This is a genomic window from Photorhabdus sp. RM322S (assembly GCF_042879395.1).
Classification (GTDB): domain Bacteria; phylum Pseudomonadota; class Gammaproteobacteria; order Enterobacterales; family Enterobacteriaceae; genus Photorhabdus; species Photorhabdus khanii.
On sequence record NZ_JBHFKW010000001.1, the window covers coordinates 124,667 to 148,354 of the forward strand.

Consider the following 23,688-nt stretch of genomic DNA (forward strand, 5'->3'; position numbering starts at 1 on the left):
CCAACATAATAGCACATTATTTTATTGATGTAGCTATCAGCTACCGCCAATCGCCGCCGTCATATGTATTTGAAGTTATCACTATGATTCACACTCAGTTTCAAACCTGAATTTTGAGGGCCAGTTTTCCTTCATCATCTCGTTTCAACCCTGCGGTCGGGCCCTATTTAGTCATGGCATTCAATCTCTTCAATTAGGTAACTCAATCAAATAAAACAAGGTCTTAATGCCATACATTTAATTTAGAAGCGATTTCATGGATATTTTTACACGTCATTTCATAGGTGTTTTTATGAATTATCGTCTACGCTTTGAGAGCAGATGCTATTGGTATTTCAGTGATAATGATTCGCCAGAAATTATATAGTGTCATCTTAATTATATTATTAAAGCATATACTTACAACATTATAGTTATGAACGAAACAAATAGTTGTCTAAGCATTCGTGAAATTTCCACTTGATTTTTGTAGGTATTTCTTTAATAAAAATATTATTTGTTCATGACTCTTATACTATGAGAGAAAACTATGACAGAACAAGCGATCAACACAATATCTATTACCGAGTTATCTTTACCAAAAGGCGGTGGCGCGTTAAAAGGGCTAGATGCCGAATTAAACACTGCGGGCGTCAGTGGCATGGTTGCTCTCACTGTGCCGCTACCAATTTCTTCTGGCAGAGGCTATGCGCCTTCGTTGTCCCTGCAATACAGCAGCGGACAAGGAAATAGTGAGTTTGGTGCAGGATGGCAGCTCCAACTATTCAAGATCAGCCGCAGGACGCAAAAAGGCGTTCCCAACTACGGCTCAGGAATCGATAAAACCGGGAAAATTGATCAATTTGTTGGCCCTAATGGCGAACTATTAATATCAATGGAAGAGAAAGTAAAAGAAAATACAGTTAACTCTAAAGATATTTCTGCTTCTTATAATATTACTCGCTATTGTTCCCGTTCAGAAGGTAATTTTATACGATTTGAGCATCATCAGTTAGATGATAAAGATGCAGGCCATTGGCTTATCTATTCTCCAGATGGACAAATTCATTGTTTAGGTAAAACAAAACAAGGCCGAATTTTTGACCCCGAAAATAAAAACAAAGTCGCTGTCTGGTTATTAGAAGAGTCTTTATCTTCTACCGGAGAACATATTGGCTATCATTATTTAGCCGAAGACGGCAAAGGATTACCGGAACCACTACCAGAGTGGGAGTTAGAAAGAGAACGCAATGCACAGCGTTACCTTAGTAAAGTCACTTACGGCAATTCAGAACAACATGAAACCCTTTATCTAGAATCACAGCCAGTGTTACCACAGGACGGATGGCTTTTTACCTTGGTTCTCGACTACGGAGAAAGAGGAAATAATTTAGATGAAGCGCCGCCATTTGACACACCAGAAAACGGGCAATGGTTAGTCCGACCGGATATTTTTTCTCGTTATGAATATGGTTTTGAGCTTCGCACTTATCGCCTTTGCAGACAAGTGCTTATGTATCATCATTTTCCAGATCAATTAGGTGATGAGAATGTGCTGGTAAATCGTCTGCTGCTCAAATATGAAGATAGCCCAATATTAAGCACATTGCGTAGCGTTACGATGATGGGTTATGGAGAGCTTCCTCCTCAGTCTCTCCCGCCAATAGAATTTAGTTATACGCCATTTTCTCCGGATAATAATATCGGTTGGCAATCATTTGACTTGCCAGACACAGATTTTGATGGCGTCTATCGCGGTCAAAAATTTCAACTGATCGACTTATATAAGGATGGTGTTGCAGGGATCCTGCGTTTTGATGCGGGGGAATGGAAGTACCGCTCACCAATACGTGATGTGGCAATAGATCATCCGGACGCAGTTACCTATGCCGATTGGGAAACATTACCTTTAATTCCGAGTTTAAGGCCGGAAAATGCCTATCTTGCCGATATAAACAATGATTTTGAACTTGATTGGATTGTCACCTCTCCAGGATTGTCGGGCTTCTTTACCCATAAGAATCATGGTTGGTCAGACTTTACGCCTTTTAAGGCTCTGCCACTTGAATTCTTTTCTGCCGATATTCGCTTCGTAGATATTAATAGCCGTGGTTTTAGCGATTTAGCGTTATTAGGTCCTATGTCCGTTCGTGTTTATCTCAATAATGGCAATGGATTTGAAACAGGTGTTGATGTTGCTTTGCCAGAAACTGCTATTGGCAATTGGGAACGCGATCACGCCAGTCTTGTTGCTTTCAGTGATATTGCCGGCTCCGGTCAACAGCATTGGATACGGATTAGTGAGGAAGGGGTTAGTTTCAGCCCAAATTTAGGCCACGGTAAGTTTGGTCCTGTTGTGAAACTGAGTGGATTTAATCCGGCAACACCATTTAACCCTGAGCGCATCTATTTAGCCGATATTAATGGCTCAGGAACGACCGACCTGATTTATGCTGATTCAGATAAACTTTATTTATACCTCAACCAAGCAGGGAATTCATATAGCGAACCACATATTATTCCATTGCCGGAAGGGCTCCGCTATACAGATCTACTCAGCAAATTACTGGTCGCAGATATAAGAGGAACCGGTGTGCCCAGTTTAGTATTAAGCGTTGTTGGTGATGATGGTTATTACCACCATTGGCGTTATGATTTTACCCCGGTTAAATCCTATTTATTATCTTCTGTGAGTAATAATATGGGAGCCTATACCGAGTGGGGATATCGTAGTTCTGCACAATATTGGTTAGATGAGAAAAAAGAGACGCCGGAGGCAATATCTCGTTTACCGATGCCGATATATGTCCAGGCGTATTCATATGCAAAAGATGAAATCAGCGGTAATTCATTAAGCCAATCCTATACTTATCGGCGTGGCGTTTTCGATCAGAAAGAGCGGGAATTTCGTGGATTTGGTTATATATCAATGACTGAATCAGTTATTGATTTCTACCGGAATGACTCGCCAGAAGATAAAAATACGCGGATTGATTCCTGGTATCACCTTGGTTATGAAGATGATGACAAGCATCTTATTCATTGTTGGTCAGGTGATGAAGAGGCTTTTATTCCCGCGCTAGCTCAATTGACCTATTACGATGCAGAACAACAAAAAGATGTCATTTTAGAAAATCCAGATGAAGCGACACGTAAGGGATTGTATCGCGGCTTACAAGGGATGCTGATACGTAAGGAGATATGGGATATCAATAAAGAGGTGCCACTGAGTGTAGAAATGACTCGCCTGCGTGCCAGATTAGTGCAGCCGACTGTTTACGATGATGATAGCCAAGATAGCGTCGTAAAAGAGCCTGTTGTTATGCCCGTCGAGTTGGAAAAAATAAACTATGTATATGAAGGGATAGTGAGTGATCCCGTTATATCTCAACAGGTGATTATCCAACAGGAAGAATATGGTGAAGTATTGCACCGGGTGAGTATCAATTACCCACGCCGGGATAAACCCCTAACGAATCCCTATCCACCGCTACTGCCTGAAACGGGCTGGAGCAGCAGCTATGATGAGCAACAGCAAATAGTGCGTGTCTTTGAAGAGCGGTTTCAGATCGTGCATTTCAACGAACGCAATGTTTGGCGGCTAAGCGTACTTCAAGGGGAAAGACGAAATTATCTGCATCCGGACCCCATTGATATTCCGCAAGGAGAAGGGTTTAGTTTTGAAACGCTGACTGAGCCAAGAGGAATATTATCAGCAAATCGTCCCCGCCAATTTGCCGGACAAACCCAAGTTCATTACGCCACCAATGTACCCGAGGCTTTAGCGCTGATTGATCATATTGACGTTGCTGAATTTGATGATGAAAGTTTGTCTGCATTCAAAGATGTTATGAGTGAAACCGAACGGGACAATCATCTGACTTCCGCCGGATATCGTAAAAGCGAACGTATCTTACCCGTACCGGGAATAGAACCTGAAACAGAAGTATGGGTCGCAAGTAATGGATATACGATATATGCCGAGAGGAGTGCATTAAAATTCTACCGACCATTGTCTCAACAAACCACTTTACTCAGTGGGAAAATCACTTATGAATATGATCAATTTACCTGTGGCATTATAAAAACCCGTGACGCCGCCGGAAATATTACTACGGTTGAATATGATTATCGTTTTATGCAACCTTGGAAACTGACAGATTTAAACGACAATATTTTTGAAGCTAAATTCAACGCACTAGGACGCGTTATTGCCAGTAGTTTTTATGGGCAAGAGGGGGAAAAGAACAATGACGGCGCTTATATCACCAGTGGTTTTTACCCAGTGAATGATTTTGCCTTACCGGACGGTAATGTTACCGAGATGATTGAGCAAGCCCTGCAAAATAAAGAACAAATAGTTTTCCAATATAGCGGAATTGAATGGTTCAGTTGGATGGGAAATATCAGTAAAGAAAAGGCTGAAAATAGTGTTATTGATAAGGAATCAATACATGCAGCCAAGAATTTATGGGATTATTTACTCAGCCGCCAATTTATCACCTCATATGGTCATGTTTGTACCGAAGCTTATCGCTGGTTGGAAAGGCAGAAAATTTATGACTACGGAGATGTTTTACTTTCGTTATTTGATAACAAAAATTGCTTGAAAAAGAAAGATATTCATCAAATTAAGACCCATTTGAATTTATCCAGCGAAGCACTCTGGTGGCGTTTAGTTAAGGCAAGAATTATCAGTGTTCAAGGCGAGGTTCTTCTGCCTGTATCCTGCTGGCAACACGATGCTCAAAGTGATGGATGGGGAGATATAATGCGCAACCTGTTGGAAGAAGTTTCACAAATGCCGGTGCATGAAGCCAGCTTTATGGCTGACAACTATGCTCGACCTAAACGGGAACAACGTATTCGGATTGCGGTTAGTTTTAGCGACGGTTTCGGTCGGACATTACAAACATCAGTGCTTAATGAACCTGGTTTAGCTTATTTACTTAGTCCATCAGGAGAATTAGTTTTGGACGATAAGAATAAACCAAAGCAAGGCAAATCCGAACCTCGCTGGGCTGTCAGTGGACGAACTGAATACAATAATAAAGGATTAGTTAAGTGTGTGTATCAGCCATTTTTCCTGAATGACTGGCACTATGCGTCCGATGCCAGTTTACGTATTAACCAGTACGCAGATAAATATGAATATGATGCTCTGAATAGAGAAATCAGGGTAGAAACAGCCAACCAGAAGTTACGCAGAACATCTTATTTCCCTTGGTTCAGCGTTCATGAAGATGAGAATGACACAGAAAAAGAAATGGAGGAGCTACGCAATAATATAAAGAAATAGATGACGTTATTTTTTACGATAGCAAGTGCACTGATTCCTCGACGTGTCAATTTACCTAATTGAGACACGTCTGCAAGCCCTGAGGTAATTACCTCAGGGCTTGTGCCACATATTTTCTTAGGAAGAAAGTACCTAAAGACATCACTATCAATTTAGGCTCTGTAAACCAAAAATTCACAGAGCTACTCATAATGATAATAACGGGTTAATGTTAGCTAAATTTTTGGAGACCTACCTGTCTTAGCATAACTTTTCCATGTATCTAAAGCTTTCTCAGGGAGCTGATTTAACCTTCCTTGCCCACCAAAATAAGCTTGCTTAATATTACCTAAAGTTTCATGCCCAGACTGTGTCATGAACTCGACAAGATTGCCCCCCCAAACCTTAGGTTTTCCCCCAACATCTTTTGTGAAATATCCCGTCTTATAGGGGCTATCTGGATACATTTCTTTATAAACCGAATAGGCAAAGTAATCGGTAACATATTCATCATAATTTGTGTTTTGAACACTGGTGTCAGTATCTGCTTGAAACCCTACATAATTATGTGAGGAAAAATGTAAGCTTTCATGGACAACTGTTGACCGGATCTTATCAACATCCAATTCACCATTTTGAGAATAATCGGGTGAGTCTGTGGCCATGTATATTGTTCCTTCTGGAGATGTCCAAGCTGCCGGGTTTGCTGTCAAAGCATCACTGTTAAAAGGAATACCAGTCTTACGACTCACCTCTTCCAATGTAGTGTCAACCAGATTAATTGGTTTCTTTGCTTCGCCTGATATTTCACTTATCTTGCTGGCAAGCTGATCTAAATTTACATGTTCAGCAGCTTTCCAGAGCTGGGTTCGAACTTCACTCTGTGTATATTCTGGTATTGGCAAATCAATCGGCACAAACCCTTTGCTGATCGTCAATGAGCTTACATTTGGTATCCCTCCAGTACCACCACTAGGAGGTGGAAGTGGTGGTGCTATACCCATTACCGGCGGTGGCGGTGGGGCCATACCCATTATCGGTGGCGGCGGTGGGGCCATGCCCATTATCGGTGGAGGAGGAGGAACCCCTTTTTCATTTAATCCTCTGCCATCACTATCCTCCATGGTCACCGGATTATTCCTCACCATACAGTACAAATTCAACCCATCCACCGTACCCGCCGGGTCTGGATTCAGCCAGCGGCCTGCCCACGGCATATAGTAACGATAACCGTAATAGTACAGCCCGGTGGCATCTCGCTCTTTGCCCGAATAACGGTGGGTTTTATAATCTCCTTCAACTTTGCTCCGTGGTAACCAGCACGCCGTACCACCAAACGGGAAATATTCCTCCTCGCTAATCAATGCTGCCGTCTCATCCAGCTCCAGTTCATTTAAACTCAGCAATCCCATATAGCAATAGCGCCCTTGCCAGGTTTTGCCTTCCAGCGGGCAACCTTTACGCCATTGCAGCACCCTCACCCCATCCTGCGGCGTGATAACCTCCCAACTTTCCTGCTCTGTGCCATTCAACCAGCGACTACGCAGTTCCAACCCCGGTAAATACACCACCCGTTCTTCCTCCGTGCCATTCTGTGAACGGTTCATCTTGTATACCCGCATTCCACTGCCGTACAGGTAATCCTCTTCCCGTGTACTGCCACGTACACCACTCAACTGGTTACGTCCATCCCATATCAGTGTCTGAGTATCGCTTGGCAGCAGGTTTTGCAGGTTGCCGCAGGCATCAAAGCTGTTTTCTGCCCGTACAGAAGAAACCTCATCCACCTGCGCCACCCCTCGATTAGAACCAGCTTCCACCGTGATATCCCGTGTGAACTGAGTGGCTCCGTTATGGCGGATACGTATCAGGTTGTTGCCTCGATCGTAACTGTAGTTACGCTGGTAGTTGACCCGCTGGTTTTCATCCTTTTGCTGACCGGAAGGATTCACCTGTTGCACCTGTTCACGACCACGGGCCGCAGTGAGTTGATACAACGTGTCGTAGTCATAGCTATTCCGTGGATTAACTTGCTGATTGTTGAAGAATCGCGTTTCTTCATGCAGGTGATCCACCTGAATGATGTTACCTACCGGGTCATAGTCATAGGCAATATGTCGCAGCAGCGTATTACCCCGTTTGGTCTCCACGCTGAGTAATCGTTGCGTCTGTAACTCATAGGTGTTGCGGGTAGAAATACCTGAGCCGGTTTCTTCCTCCCATACCTGCCCGGCAGCACTGTAAGTGCGACGGGCTATCAGTATTTGTTCCGGCGCATCGCCATTGGGTGTCAGCCCGCCAGTAGTCAGTTGCCCGGCCACATTGTAACGCTGCCAGGTCAAATGCCCGGCAGCATCGGTCTGATTTAACAGTTGTCCCTGCGCATTGCAGGCAGTGCGGGTAGTCCATCGTTGGGTTTCCAACAGGGATGACCAACCCGTGTTCTCATCCCCTTCATCTTCGCCGCGCCAGTACACCGGTTGCATTTTATCTTTCAGTAAGCGACGCGACTGTTCAAGGGTCACGCCCTGTAATCCGACGCGGTGTAGCTGCATACAGCCAGCAGTGTCGTAGTGACGTACACACTGACCGCGTAGATTGTTTTGTCCGGCATCCGGCTCCTCTTCTCCATACACCAGACGTTCACGCACCTCAAACTCACCACCGTTGAGCTGTTCAAAATGAGCGCTCAGACGGCCAGGGCCTTTCTCCGGGAGTTCATACTGCCAAGTATGTACCGTGCCCCGGGCATCTTTACGCCAGTACGGTCGGCCTTCGATATCGTTCAAAGACAAGCTCCAACCGGCATCAACGCTGTCACTACGCAGGGGCGTGCCGCTGAGACTGCACTCCAGGCGGACGTTGGATGTGGTACCGCTGGCAAACAGGCGCGGGTCTCTGCTTTCGGTAGGATAACCGGCAGCATGATAGTAGGTCTGGGTGATGCGCTCATCAAGCGGCGTCATTGGATGAGAGTTATCCCCAGTCAAAGCCCGGTGATATTGCAGACTGCGGATGGGTAGCCCACGATTATCACACACACGCAGGGTTGGCGTTCCGGCATGCAGATCAGCTTGAAACATGGATGGCTCCTTATTGGTAGTAGTTCCGCAACGCTAACGGTAACAGACGACACGCCAGAAATTTTGTTGGCGCCTCTATGTAAATATAGACATATTATTGATTCGTGCAGTTTTTCATACACATTAGAAAACACATTAATTACTCTTCTCAAGATAAACGCTTTCCAATAGCATAAAGAAACTCTCCCTGCTTATTATTTTTTTACAAAAACCTTTTCCTAAAATACTATTTTATTCCTACCTTAAATTACCAGATAATAAATATAATCACTTAAAATCAAATAATTATATCAATCATAAATATAATATTAACTCTCAAATCATTAGAGGATCTAAATTCTATGATGAAAATATATATCCTTGATTTCGAAACAGTAGTTAATTTTTCATATAAATGTAATTGATTAATTTCAAACATAAGCTACGTTTTATCTTACCTATCTCAAGTTTTAACAGTGAAACCACATCATCACTAAAACCTTACTTTAAAAGAGGATTATTATGATCGACAAAATGTCTGATAAAAAAAAACCTCATGCAGCAGATGAACTCTATCTCTCTCCAGATCCAGGAACCAAAGATTTAAACGAGCCAGACAAAGTCTGGGGAGCGGGAGCCGCTGAAAAAACCTATGCCGCCAATGAGTTCGATCCCGCTACAGCGGATAAACAGCTCTCTTATACTCCAGGCAGGGTGGCTAAAAACCTGTTTAATAATTATGAATCCGATCCTGATTTTCTGGTATTTGGCTATCTCACTGATTGGGGGATTTATGATAGCCGTTATGGTGAATTTGCCGGAGATACCGACGTCGATTACACGGCCGGAGGGCGTGGCTCAGATATCATGCGTTTAAAAGATGATAACTACCCACGTTATGACAAGATTATCGTTGGTTTCTCAGGGATTATTGGCGACGAAGGAGAACAACAAAGCAATATTGAAAAAGGCGCTATAGATTTTGCTATTGCTAAGGATCAGGACGACCTGATTAATCACCGAGGCAAAGCAACCTTCCTCGACAGCTGGGCAGATGTTCAAGCCTATCTGAACTGTGGATTTGCAGGCTGGGTACCGGGCGATCCTCCTGAGCTGTTTGACCCACATAAAGCACAGGGCGTTTTAGGCGCATTAGTTAAGCTTACTCAAGGCGCGAAACCGCCAAAAATTGGTTTAAGCTTGGGCGGCTGGACAATGAGTCAAGCATTCCACCACATCGCCAAGGAGCCTGAATCCCGCGAAAATCTGGCTGAAAGTCTGAAAAAGATTTTTGATACTTTCCCTATGTTTACTGATCTTGACCTTGACTGGGAATACCCCGGTGTTCCAGGTGCAGAAGGTAATGATTATGGGGACGAAGATGCGGAAAACTTCGCAGAATTAATTAAAGTAATTAAGCAAAAGTTGTCTGATATAAAAATCAGTATCGCGCTTAATGCCGAGCCGGGCAAAATGGCAAAAGCAAATGTCCTGGAATTGATTAAGGCAGGTGTTGAAGGGTTAAACGTGATGTGTTATGACTTTTTTGGCTCTCCATGGGCTGAAGGTCTGGCACACCATACCAATATTAAACGTGACCCTAATAACGATGAACTGAATTCAATGGAGGATGCGGTTAATTACCTTCTGGAGCTAAATGTTAACCCTAAAATGATTTTCTGTGGTTTTGCCGCTTATAGTCGTAATGCTCAACAAGCATACGTCACCAAATTATCGCCACTGAGAGGCTTCTACACCCCGTACGAACCTGATCCTGAAGAAGATAATACTTTCGGCAGCTTTGGCCCCGGCGTCACCGAATTTCCAGATCTACTGCGCAACTATCTAGACAGTGATCTGAAAGGTAAAAACGATTTTACCCTGTATACCGATACCGTTTCCGATGCAGACTTTTTATATAACGAAAACACCGGAGCATTCCTATCGATAGAAACACCTCGTACCGTGCATCGAAAAGCAGAATTTGTAAAAAATAAAGGGCTTGGAGGGCTATTTGTCTGGACGATTGATGCCGATAACGGGCTATTAGTCAACGCCGCCCGTGAAGGATTAGGCGCCACGCCTGTTGCTCCAGTCACTATTGACATGTCTAAATTTTACCATGTTGGGAGAGCAGAATTGAGTTCTCAACCAAGACGATCCCAACCTTCCTTTGTTACAAATCGCCATCAAAGTAAGACTGTATTTGCCAGAAAGAAATAAGTATCCGGGCTATATACCCAATAGATTTCAAGTTGCAGCGCGGCGGCAAGTGAACGCATCCCCAGGAGCATAGATAACGATGTGACTGGGGTAAGTGAGCGCAGCCAACAAAGCAGCAACTTGAAAGATGAAGGGTATAATAAGCAGGCTCGACTCATCATATTGAGTCGAGCCTTACTTATGCGTTATTTCAGTTTATAAGGTGAATTATGAACGATAAGACAACGCTCCAATCCAATAATCATGCTTCTCAGACTATTTCAACGCTTTTGGTGAAAACAATCCCAGCAGAAGCAGAAAATAGTTTAGCTACTCAACTCATCAACTTTGGTTATCAGTCTGTTTTCGATATTATTCGCGTAGGAAAATCCCGTTTTCTTCGCCGCCATAAGCATCAGTTCTCTGGGCACGCAAGTGAGATTTATGATCGTGCACTCAGTTTTGCTACTCAACTCGTCCATATGCAGAGGGAACAAGGGCTACGCGATGGTGAATCGTTGCGTTTGAAACGCATTGCAGAGGGAAAACCTGAGCTGCCAAGTTATACTGACCTTTTTCCCGAACCCTGGGATAACTTCTGTCGTCCGGGCGCTCTGGAAGCGCTGAATTCGCCAATAAGTTATCTGCTTGAGCTTTATCTGTTTGCACGGCAAATCGAACTGGATTCTACAGAAGGCGCGACAATGCTTGAACAGCGACGCCCTGACTTAGCCGAATTAATGCTGGATGCGGACAATACCTATCAGGAACTTCCGGCACTCAAGATAGTCAATGAAGTGCTCAGTTATTCCGCTGCAAACTATATCGATCTCACAGAAGATACAGGCAAACCGGTTAATCAAGTATTAGGTGAAACACGCTACCCCTTTACGTTGCCATTCAGCCTGCCGACAACGCAAATTACGCTGGGATTAGAGCAGAAAAAGACCTCGCTGGCTAAAATCATTCAGGCATTAAGTACCGAGATCCCATGGTTTAGTCACAATCTACCCGCAAATAAACAGAACAATACCTTGCTGGCAGGAACCCTGCTGAGTAAGGAGCAAATGGCATTGTTGAGCCAGCCCAGTCCATTTGCTCAGGTACATCTGACTCGCCCCCGCTTACAGGCGGTTTATCTTAGCGGCAGTACAACCGAAACCGTCACCGATATTGTTCTTTCTGCCCATGGTTATATTGTGCCGAAGCAAGACAATGTCAGTGGTCCAGACGAGCTCACATACAGTGAGATTGAACCTGCACCAGATAACCACGAGTTCATCACCGTCACCTGTACTAATCAGGATAAAAAGCCCATTACAATTAAGCTACGCGGTAAATCAGTACTCAGTTATCAGCGTATTAAGGCCCGGTTGCTGCCGTTTGATGATACGCCACCCTACCCGCGCCAGTTAGAATTCAGTTGGCATGACGAAGATAATCCCGGCCTGGATCTTGCTGCCGGCCCTTATTTTGGTGAGGTCAAGATCGAAGTTCAAAAGTGGTCAGAGAAGACATCGGTACTGACCTTAACATACCGTTTCGCCATTGCCGGTGATGATATTGATAAAGATAAATTATTTCCCGAAGCCGCCGATTTCTTCTTAGAAAACTATGGTATTACCCTGCAACAAAGGCAAAAACTGGAAGAAATTTTGTTCTTCTCCGAACAAACTAAAGGCTCTGTTGAGGAGCTGGAACGTGCGTTCAGCCACGGCGATTATCATCCTACCGTGTCACCGAATGTTCAGTTTAAAAATACGATTTTCAGTAATGGACAGAGTCACGCCACATTCCCGACGCCTTACCAGTATGGCTCGGTATATCTGAATTCTGCCCACCCAGAAGCATTGGGTATTAACAAAACACGTCCCCGTAGTATGACAGCAATCACGGAATATCGTTTTGATCGATTAAACCGTCTGTTACGCCTGCAACGCTGGACAAAACTGCCGCATGATAAATTAGATTTGTTGCTTACCTCAGCTGCCCGGGCAGAAGGGATGGATAATTTAGAGCTGAATATCAACTACAATAGCCTGCGGGTTCTGGGCCTATTCCGTTATTTAAACAATAACTATAATTTGGCAGCCGAAGCCTTTGCCGCATTTATCTACCAGATTACCCCTTTCAACATCAGTTCTAATGTGCCGTTTTTCGATCAGGTATTTAATCAGCCTCAGCTGTTTGATATCCCAATGGCGTTGGACAATAGCGAATTTGACTATACCGCCCGCCGGGGCAGTGATGCCAGAACGGTAAAACAAATCTGTGCAGGTCTGGGAATTTCTTCAGCCACTTTTCAAATTTTAGCGCAACAAGTCGGTTCCGCATTCTCATTGCCGGAAAAACGGCTCATGCGTTCTCTGGATGTCATATCAGCATTTTATCGGCTGGTTATGATCCCCAGACTGTTTAAATTGACCCCAGAGCAAGGAATCATCATTGTTGATATTTTCTCCAAAACTAGTGGTTTTAATCCGCTACTGCTGGCGGGAGCACCCCGTTTAAGCCCACTGGGAGATGACGGAGAGTCAACAACGCAAATCGATAGTCTCGATATCATTCTCGCTATGGAAGAAATATCAGCCTGGCTATCACAGACAAAACTGACGCCGGAAGAGCTTAGTCTGTTTATTCAAAATCAGCGTTTGCCTATTGTCGCCACCGAAAGCAGCGCAGATTTCTTTGGCGGCATTGTCTCTGCCCTGCCGGAAAATCTTTTGACAGAGCAAGACTTCCAAGGACCAGAAATTCCCGATGTCGGCGGCTGGATAGCAAAACTTAGCGAGCTCATTACCGAAGATGGTCTGGTGAAACCGCTGCCTTTAGTCTGGGCACAGAGCGATGAAGAATATCTTGACAAAATCATCACCGCCATAGTTGATACGTTAATGCCCCCTCCGGTCGATAAACAGCTTACGGTTACCGCACTGAGGCTCATTATTCAGCAATATAAAACTGCACAGGACAATTTAGTTTCTACCGCAGTTGCCAAGGAATACGGAGTTTCCCGCGATGCGGTTCCGCTGTTGTTGAGATGGGTTGGCAGCAGTGTAACAGAGCTGCTGGAGATGCTGAATCAACAGTCGCGCCGGTATAATGGACGTCTCCTTCATGCTCAACAGATCTCCGATGATCTTCTGCAAATTGCCTATAATCTGGCGATGAATGGAGCACTAATTAAACAACTGCGCCTGACGCCCCAATTACTATTCCTACGCCTGGCCGAACCAACATGGCTGAGTCTATCCTCTCCTACAGCTATGGAACCCGGACAAGGTGCGCCGTTGACGCTGAAAGAGATCTTTATATTGAGCCGTTATCGTCATTGGGTGACCTCATCATTACACACGGAAGATAAATTAATCGAATATCTGGCTTACGCCAATAATCCGCCAGTTAAACGTAATGACGAGGATATTAATCTCGATTGTGCAGAACTTCTGGCCGATATATTAGGCTGGGATGCCAGTGAAGTAGAACAGGCGTGTGAACAGTTTACCCCAGCACGCGCTTGCAATATGGGGCAAATTGATTGGTTGCGTCGTATTCAGGCACTTTCACAACAAACGAAGCTATCCGTTTCACCACTTCGTGAAGCCGCTGCAATCACCCCCTCTTCCTCATTCGATCAGATCCAACATGTCGGCGAAGCCGTCATTGCGGCGACAAAATCCTGATCTTCCCGGAGAACAACAACGATGAGCGAAAATACGATAGAAGCAGGTTTGTTGGAAGCACAGCGAGATGCATTGGTGGACTATTTTATTGGTCAGGTAGTTGCCCATTCTCCCGCTATGGAGCCGCTACGCGACGACATTAAAAATGTGGATGATGTCTATGATTATCTGCTGTTGGATGTCATGGTCTCTGCCAAAGTCAATACTAGTCGGGTGGCAATGGCAACCAATACTTTGCAGCAATACATTAACCGCATCTCGCTAAATATTGAAAAAGGTCTGTTTATGACCGTTGAGGAGAGCGAGAACTGGCAAGAATTTGCCAACCGTTATAACTATTGGTCCGCCGACCGTATGCTAAGAACCTATCCGGAAAGTTATTTAGAACCGATGCTGCGGCTGAATAAAACGGAGTTTTTCTTTCAACTTGAAAGCAGTCTCAATCAGGGGAAAATTACCCAAGAATCGGTACAACAAGCCGTGCTGGGGTATCTGAATAACTTTGAGGATGTCAGCAATCTGGAAGTTATTGCCAGTTACGAAGACGGCGTAGACATCACCCGCGATAAATTTTTCTTTATCGGACGTACCCGAACCCAGCCTTACCAATATTACTGGCGCTCTCTGAATCTGTCTATTCGACATCCAGATACCGATGCGCTGTCACCCAATGCCTGGAGTGAATGGCGTTTTATCGATTTACCGTTGGGGGGAGTAAAAAGCGCGACGATACGTCCGATCTTTTTAAATAACCGTTTGTATATTGCCTGGGCGGAAAGCGAAGAAGTCACTCCTACGACAACAAATATTCGTCTACATGCAGACACAGAGGAAGCACCGAAAACCTACAACACTCAATTAAAAATCGCCTACGCAAAATACGATGGAACCTGGAGTGCTCCCAGTATTTTGCGGGAAAGCGAATTGCCCTATCAGATGACAGATATGGTTGCGGTAATGGATGTAATGGATGTGATACTCGGTGGTCAACCGAAGCTGGCTATTGTCGCTTTTACTCGTCTTAAAGGAAACGATCCTACTCATGGCCCTTACGACTATGATTATTGCTTCGAATTTATCTGCGATACGTTGCTGGCGGAAATTACCGATCTGCCTAAGACATCGGAACAATATGCTGCGGATCTGGTGTGGTATTACTCCCGCGAGCATAAAGATGAAACTGGAAACCCCATACCTTTCCGTACCATGGTGCTTTACCCGGCAACGCGTAATACCAAATATATGATTGCCGGCGAGTCTAAGGAAGACGGTACCCCAGAAATGGGGAAAGGAACTATAGAATTGATTGTCGATTTTGTCTACGGCTCCGGCACCGAACTGCAACTGACCGCCAAATCCTCCTTTCTGTATGGTTCCAGTCCAATCCATGACGACCTGGAAAATATGGAATTCTGCATCTGGCAGAGGAACACCAAAAGTATCATTAATGAGTCAGGAAAAGAGGAAAAAATTACTGAGGATACAAAGTTAACCTCAGTAGCACTCATCAAAAACGAACCCACGCCAGATATTGTTGTACCCCGTTTTGATCTGGAGAAACAGCTTTCCGTCACTTTCGTGGCTGGTATAAGTTTCCGTGATGGTCTCGGAAAAGAGAAAAAAGGAGGAACATACACGAATGACTATCGGGTCGGGATGTTGATCCGTCCGTTAGTTCAATTCAAGGAAGAACGCCAGGTTCAATACCTCTCCTTCGCACCGGATGATGATAAGAATACTCCACCGACTATTCGGCTGAACACTTTATTCGCTAAGGAACTCATCAGCCGCGCCAGCCAGGGTATCCATCAGGTACTCAGTTGGGATACTCAACATATTAAGGAGCTGCCTCTGCCGCCACACAGTAGCATGACGGCCATCGACCTTGATGGTGCCAACGGTATCTATTTCTGGGAATTGTTCTTCCATATGCCGTTCCTGGTAGCCTGGCGCTTGAATATCGAACAGCGCCTTGAAGAAGCAACACAGTGGTTGCACTACATATTCAATCCGCTGGAAGATGCCGAACATCCAGATTTAGCCAAAGGAAAACCGCGTTACTGGAGCAGCCGACCACTGCTTGATCCCCCACCGAAGTTTATGCGCAGCCTTACCCAGCCGACAGATCCTGACGCCATTGCCGCCAGTGAACCCATTCACTACCGCAAAGCGATTTTCCGTTTTTATTTGAAAAATCTGTTGGATCAAGGTGATCGGGAGTACCGCAAACTCACGCAAACTTCCCGTATCGTTGCCCGGCTCACCTATGCGTCGGCTAACAATCTGCTCGGCACCAGCCCGGATATTCAGCTCGCCGCCGAGTGGAAACCGCGAACGCTGGAAGATACAGCAACCTATACCAACACCCAAACACGTCAGTTGGAAATGACGATGACGGACACGCTGCCGCTGCTACCTGTGGTGTGGGACTCTGCCGTTTCCAATCAACCCTCCGATTTATTCCGTAAGCCCGTCGATACGGAATATCTGACACTTTGGGAGGAACTGGCGCGGCGTATTTATAACTTGCGTCACAATTTAACGCTGGACGGGAAAGAGTACCCGGCAGGGCTGTTTGATGAGCCGATTAGCCCTCGTGATTTGTTGAAACAACGCTATCAACGCGTGGTTGCCAACCGTCAGGCGGGAGCTAAAAGAATGTCGATCCCCAATTATCGATTTGCCCCCGTGTTCAGCCGGGCAATGAGTGGTGTGGAGACATTAATTCAGTATGGTAATAGCTTCCTCAGTTTACTGGAACGCAAAGATAATCTGGACTTTGAGCGTTTCAGAATGCAGCAACAGTTAGGTTTGTATAGTTTCACTGTCAATCTGCAACAACAAACAATTGATATTAATCAAGCCTCTTTGGATTCGTTAAATGTTAGCCGACGTGCCGCCCTTGAACGACAACAGCATTACCAAGCGCTATATGATGAAGATATCTCCAGTACCGAACAGCAAGTGATTTCGCTACAGGGCGGAGCAGCTGACGCAGTTATTGCTGCTCAGGCCATTTCTACCGCTGGCGCAGTTGCGGATCTTATTCCTAATATTTTTGGCTTTGCCGTTGGCGGTATGCAGTATGGTGCTCCACTAAGAGCCATCGCGGAAGGTATACGCATTGAATATGAATCCAAAAATGCGAAAGCTAACAGCCTGAGCGTTTCAGAAAATTACCGCCGCCGCCGTCAGGAATGGGAAATTCAGTATAAACAGGCTGAAATTAACGTTGAAGAAATCGATCAGCAAATTGCTATTCAGAGCCGGCAGTTGCAAGCCTCTATCACTCAATTAGCGCAGATACAGGCGCAAAAGGAACACGATAATACGCTGTTGGAGTATTTTTCCCAACGTTTCACCAGTGAAAACCTGTACATGTGGATGATTAGCCAAATGTCCGCGCTGTATTTACAAGCATATGACGCCGTGATGTCTTTATGTTTGTCTGCGGAAGCTTCCTGGCAATATGAAACAGGGAAATTTGATACGCAGTTTATTCAAAGCGGAGGCTGGAACGATCTCTATCAAGGTTTGCTGGTCGGAGAATCGCTGAAGTTGTCCTTACTGCGCATGGATCAGGAGTATATGAAACAGAACGTTCGCCGGCTGGAGGTGGTTAAAACCATTTCATTGAAATCATTGCTACCCCCTGGAACATGGGAAGCAGGTAAGTCAACCGGTAACTTTAATTTCAATCTGGATTCTGAAATGTTCATCAGAGATTATCCCGGACACATTGATCGTCGCACCAAAACGGTCTCGGTTTCTCTGGCGACACTGGTCGGTCCCTATCAGGATATTCGTGCAACGCTGGTGCAAAATAGCAACAGCATTAACTTCATGGAAGATCCTGACACTATCGACTACTTACTTAACCCGGTTCAGTACGGCGAACCTCGTGGCTTAATTCGTAATTTACAGGCCAATCAGGCGGTAGTGTTATCAACCGGTATAAACGATAGCGGCATGTTCCAGCTTGATTTCCAGGATGAGCGTTTCCTGCCTTTTGAGGGGACAGGGGTATTTGCTAACTGGACGCTAACGTTTGGTGATAATCAATCTGACCTGCTGGAAAAGATGAGCGATATTATCATTCATCTGCGTTATACCGCACGTTCTACCAGTGACAGCTTCACGAAAAAAGTCAGAGAACGATTGGCGCAGCACGAAGCGCAAAAAAAACAAGACTAACAGACTCCCACTTCCCACCTCATTAAATGAGGTGGGAAAAATATAAAAGGTAAAAAAGATGACTGATAACAGTAAATATCAATATACCTGCAAAAAAGTGATGTCCGATGCCAGTGAAAATATCGGTGCGCCGTTAACCGCCTGGAGCAACCAATCTGGTGGAGAAACTTATTACGTTATATTTGATGGTCAAGTCTATAAAAACACTTACTGGGTGGAACGCTGGCACATTCCTCAACGTGATAATACCCCTTCATACGAAAATGCCTGGAGCTGGGTACGTGCTGCAACAGCAGAAGAAATCGCTAAACATGGCAATCCTAAGGAAGGCACCGTTAAACCTATCCCCGGAGATGTGGCTATTTTAAAACCCGATGCACTCACAGAGGAGACTTATCAGAAAGAGGGCTATAAGCCCGATGGTTCAGGCACGAATCTGGCTTACACCTCTGCGCGGGTATGTCATTCTTTATACAACCAATATGAAACGGACAGAACGCGTCCTAAAGTCTCTGCCTATATTACTGACTGGTGCCAGTATGATGCGCGTTTGCCTCCAGCTTCAAAGGACTCTGACAAGAATGAAGATGGCCCTGGTCGCGGATTTAATCTGGCGGATATCCCTGCAACCGCTTATGACAGATTAGTATTCAGCTTTTTAGGTATTTATGGCGATAAAGGAAGCAAAAAAGACAGAATCAACCTGTCTGCTGAGGGTTGGAATAAACAATTAAGACCGGAAGATCCTCCCATTACATTCGGTCATATCGTTCCTGTCGACCCTTATGGTGATCTGGGAACTACGCGTAACGTCGGGCTACCCAAAGAAGATACAAGAGATGCCGGTCCTAATACCTTTTTGCCATTTTATAATCAGCAAGCCGCATCGGGCCTGCTCGGAGGGCTGCGTAACCTGCAACAACAGGCCAAACTGGCAGGACATCGTCTGGAACTGGCCTTCAGTATCGGCGGCTGGAGTATGTCCGGTTATTTTTCTCCAATGTTAAAAGACGATGCCCAACGCAAAACCTTTATTGACAGCATTGTTGACTTCTTCCAACGTTTCCCCATGTTTACCGCCGTCGATATCGACTGGGAATACCCTGGAGCCGCAGGTGAAGTGGGTAACGAGTTTGATCCGGAAAATGATGGGCCTAACTACGCCATTCTCATTAAGAAGTTGCGTCAGGCTTTAGATTGTGCATTTGGGACCAGTGCCAGAAAACAAATTACGATTGCGTCCAGTGCTGTCGTCGGCAAGCTGAAAAAATCCAACATCAAAGAACTCATTCACAATGGATTGGATAATATTTTTGTCATGACCTACGACTTCTTTGGAAACGGCTGGGCAAAACACATTGGTCATCATACCAATCTCTATTCTGCTCCTTATGCGTCAGACGATCCTAACCGCGATTACGACATTTCATCTGATGAAGCCATTAAATACCTTATTGAGGTTGAAGGCGTTCCCCCCGGAAAAATTCACCTTGGTTTTGCCAACTATGGTCGTTCCTGTATAGGTGCAGATCTGAAAACCCGTCAATACAACCGTAATCCAGATAATCCTGCTCCTGCTCTGGGTACAATGGAGAACGGTGCTCCTGAATTTTTCTGTTTGCTGAATAATCAGTTTGATTGTGAGCAACAGCTCGCATGGGCAAAAAATGGCTTTAAATTAATGACGGACACCGCGACAGACGCGGACTTTCTTTATAACAGCACAGGCGGACATTTTATCTCTCTAGATACCCCTCGCACGGTGTTCAAGAAAGGTATTTATGCAACGGAATATAAGCTGGGCGGAATATTCTCTTGGTCTGGCGATCAAGATTGCGGCCTGCTGGCAAATGCAGCCAGAGAAGGAGCCGGTTATATTCCGATTAAAGGTAAAGAGAAAATTGATATGGGGCCATTGTATAACCGGGGGGAACTTGTAGAACTTCCTGATGTTAATTCCCGTAAAAAGTAATCTCGCTTCATAAGCATAAATAAGTTTTAATCAAGTGCCGCTCATCACGATGAACGGCACTTTTTTATCCACTTAGATTAGAGCACACTATTAACATCATGAATTTTCCTGACATGCATAAATATCCATTTGAAATGCTAGTTTCACATCTGAAACAGCCCACGTCCGGGCGTAGGTAAAGTGCCGAGGATAATATTCAGTTTAGTAACTATGGTATTATTTAACATTCTCAAAAACATAAACTGCACCGGCTTTGGATTTAGAATTAACACTCTCTGAATCTGCACCAACAGCAAAACTCGTCCCCGCCTTATTCAGGCCGACAGCCTTACCAAAATCATTTAAATTATCTGAATTTCTTGAAGGGTTCAAAATCTCCATAGGTGTTTCTATATTCCATCTATCATTCAGACAGGTATACACATATACCCTAGAAGACGCCCCTACTACCAGGCGATCTCCCGCATCATTCAGTTCGAGAGAGCCTCCAAAACCTATTACGTCACTTGCAGGAGCTGAAAACCTAATGGGATTTTCGCTATCCCAGATCCCATTTGTGCGCGTATACAGATAAACCGCCCTAACAATATCAGTGGATTTATAAAACCCCCCCACTGCCAGACGATCTCCCTCTGCATTCAGGCTAAAAACCTTGCCAAAACCGGATGAGCTATCTTCAGAGTCTTTGAGCTTAATGGGGTTTTCTCTATCCCAGATCCCATTCGTGCGTGTATACACATAAATCGTGCTTATTGTGAAATCATCGTAACCATGCACCGCCAGACAGTTTCCTGCGGCACTCAGGGCGACAGCCTTGCCAAACTCATAAGAACTCGAAGGGACCGGAAACTTAATGGGATTTTCTCTATCCCAGATCCCGTTCGTGCGTGTAAACATATAGAACGTAGAATGTAACGTGGGTAGTTGGTATTCGCACCCAGCCACCAGACAGTCTCCTGCTGCGCTCAAGCTGATACCCAAGCCAAAGATTTCAGTGCGGCTCGGAGCCGGAAACCAAACGGGCTTTATTACATCCCAGACGCTATTTGTGCGCATATGTACACCAACCCTCTTTTCGAAATTATTGGCCCCACTACCTGCCAACGCCAAGCAACCTCCCGCCGCATCCAGACAGACATCCCATGAAAATCCATAATGCTCACTTTGATAAGACTCAAGCACAATAGGCGTGCTTGTATTCCACTCACCACTCTTCCGGCGCGTATATACACAGACTTTATTAATCATCCCAACCGCTAAGCAGTCTCCCACGGCATTCAGGCTAACAGAAGTGCCAAAGCGCTCCTTCACTTTAGGAGAAGGAGAAACAATACGCGTCATCATGGTGCGTTTCAAACCCAACAACTGCGTGATCTCCATCCGCTCCCGCCGCGATAAACTGAAAAAATCTGTAAACTGAACCTGCCGATCGGCATCCAATTTCAGATACCCTCCTCCATCAAAAGAGAGTCCACCTTCTGGCTTCAATGATAGCGCCAAAGCCCCTTGTTCAGGGTTTAACCCGCCAGAATGGTGAGTGTTGAGAGCCAGTTTTCCTTTACCATCCCGTTTCAGCCCTGCGGTCGGGCCATCCCCCTGAGCGCCATCAATGATTTCATATGCCTTATATGCCTCATCAATCAAATGGGAAAAGGCTTCAGGCATGAGTCGAACACCAGACTTAAAACTCGCTTTCAATGAGTCAACGGTACTAATTTCTTTATCAGTCATCATATTTCCTCAAAAGCCAGCCGTATTAGACAGTCACCGTCACCTGTTTTCTGTCCTCTGTCTTCCATTTGACATCCTCAAAAACATAAACTGCACCGGCTTTGGATTTAGAATCGACACTCTCTGACGCTGCACCAACTGCCAAAATCGTCCCCGCCTTATTCAGGCTGACAGATACACCAAAAGTCTCCAAATTGTCTGGATTGCCTGAATTGCCTGAATTGCCTGAAGGGTCCAAAATCTCCATAGGTGTTTCCATATTCCACTTATCATTCAGACAGGTATACAGATACACCCTGGAAGTCGCCCCCACTACCAGACGATCTCCCGCATCATTCAGTTCCAGAGAGCGGCCAAAATATGTTACGTCACTTGCAGGAGCAGAAAACTTAATAGGATTTTCGCTATCCCAGATCCCATTTGTGCGCGTATACAGATAAACCCTCCCATCAATCATGGATAAATTATTACCCGCCCCCATCACCAGACGATCTCCCTCCGCATTCAGGCTAAAAACCTCGCCAAAACCGTATGGGCTACCTTTAGGGGCCTTGAGCTCAATGGGGTTTTCTGTATCCCAGATCCCATTCGTGCGTGTATACACATAAATCGTGCTTCTTGCAGAAAAAAATTCTTCTCCAAACACCGCCAGACAGTTTCCCGCAGCACTCAGGCGGGCAGCATCGCCAAACCGAATAGCATTCGAAGGGCTCGGAAACTTAATAGGATTTTCTCTATCCCAGATCCCGTTCGTGCGTGTAAACATATGAAGCGTAGAGGATGAGCCCCCAGCTACTAGACAGTCTCCTGCTGCGCTCAAGCTAATATTCAAGCCAAAGATTTCATTGCTGCCCGGAGCCGGAAACCAAACGGCCTTTCTCGCATCCCAGACGCCATTTGTGCGCATATGTACACCAACCTGCTTTTCGAAATCATAGGGCCTACTATTTGCCAACGCCAGGCAATCTCCCGCCGCATTCAGACTGACATTCCATGAAGATCTAATATAATCACTTTCAAAAGACTCAAGCACAATAGGCGTGCTTGTATTCCACTCACCACGATTCCAGCGCATATATACATAGACTTTATTAATCATCCCAACCGCTAAGCAGTCTCCCGCCGCATTCAGGCTAACAGAATAACCCAAGGACTCATACTTTTCGGGAGAGGGAGAAACAATACGCGTCACTATGGTGCGTTTTAAACCCAATAACTGCGCGATCTCCATCCGCTCCCGCCGCGATAAACTGAAAAAATCCGCAAACTGAACCTGCCGACCAGCATCCAATTTCAGATACCCTCCCCCATCAAAAGAGAGTCCACCTTCTGGCTTCAATGATAACGCCAATGCCCCCTGATTAGGATTTAACCCGCCAGAATGGTGAGTGTTGAGGGCCAGTTTGCCTTTGCCATCTCGTTTCAGCCCTGTAGTTAGGCCATCACCCTGAGCGCCATCAATGATTTCATATACCTTATATGCCTCATCAATCAAATGGGAAAAGGCTTCAGGCATGAGCTGAACACCAGACTTAAAACTCGCTTTCAATGAGTCAACAGTATTAATTTCTTTATCAGTCATAATAT

8 protein-coding genes are annotated in these 23,688 nt (G+C 45.1%); 5 read left to right on the top strand and 3 right to left on the bottom strand.

Annotated features, from left to right (window positions below; translation table 11 throughout):
- The first annotated feature begins 529 nt into the window (after nt 1-529).
- Nucleotides 530-5,278, top strand: a complete 4,749-nt coding sequence (locus tag ACGF63_RS00650) for a SpvB/TcaC N-terminal domain-containing protein (RefSeq protein ID WP_152962980.1) — start codon at nt 530-532, stop codon at nt 5,276-5,278.
- A 215-nt stretch (nt 5,279-5,493) separates the two neighbouring features.
- Here the strand turns inward: ACGF63_RS00650 and ACGF63_RS00655 are convergent, their stop codons facing one another.
- Nucleotides 5,494-8,340: an RHS repeat domain-containing protein gene (locus tag ACGF63_RS00655; RefSeq protein ID WP_387628167.1), complete on the bottom strand. Its 2,847-nt coding sequence runs from the start codon at nt 8,338-8,340 to the stop codon at nt 5,494-5,496.
- Between the two features lie 501 nt (nt 8,341-8,841).
- On the opposite strand from ACGF63_RS00655, the gene ACGF63_RS00660 reads away from it, so the two are divergent.
- The 4 genes from ACGF63_RS00660 to ACGF63_RS00675 all read left to right on the top strand — a co-directional run bounded on the left by ACGF63_RS00660 (nt 8,842) and on the right by ACGF63_RS00675 (nt 20,370).
- On the top strand, nt 8,842-10,542 hold the full coding sequence (locus ACGF63_RS00660; RefSeq protein ID WP_239002434.1) for a glycosyl hydrolase family 18 protein: 1,701 nt from the start codon (nt 8,842-8,844) through the stop codon (nt 10,540-10,542).
- Between the two features lie 209 nt (nt 10,543-10,751).
- Nucleotides 10,752-14,204 (top strand): Tc toxin subunit A, encoded by a 3,453-nt coding sequence (locus ACGF63_RS00665; RefSeq protein ID WP_152962978.1) that lies wholly within the window; start codon nt 10,752-10,754, stop codon nt 14,202-14,204.
- Between the two features lie 21 nt (nt 14,205-14,225).
- Nucleotides 14,226-18,398 (top strand): neuraminidase-like domain-containing protein, encoded by a 4,173-nt coding sequence (locus tag ACGF63_RS00670; RefSeq protein ID WP_152962977.1) that lies wholly within the window; start codon nt 14,226-14,228, stop codon nt 18,396-18,398.
- 58 nt (nt 18,399-18,456) lie between these two features.
- Entirely contained in the window at nt 18,457-20,370 is a 1,914-nt protein-coding gene (locus ACGF63_RS00675; protein WP_387628171.1) for a glycoside hydrolase family 18 protein, read from the top strand.
- A 216-nt stretch (nt 20,371-20,586) separates the two neighbouring features.
- Here the strand turns inward: ACGF63_RS00675 and ACGF63_RS00680 are convergent, their stop codons facing one another.
- Nucleotides 20,587-22,104 (bottom strand): hypothetical protein, encoded by a 1,518-nt coding sequence (locus ACGF63_RS00680; RefSeq protein ID WP_152962975.1) that lies wholly within the window; start codon nt 22,102-22,104, stop codon nt 20,587-20,589.
- Between the two features lie 22 nt (nt 22,105-22,126).
- Nucleotides 22,127-23,686, bottom strand: a complete 1,560-nt coding sequence (locus ACGF63_RS00685) for a hypothetical protein (RefSeq protein WP_387628306.1) — start codon at nt 23,684-23,686, stop codon at nt 22,127-22,129.
- Between the last annotated feature and the right edge of the window lie 2 nt (nt 23,687-23,688).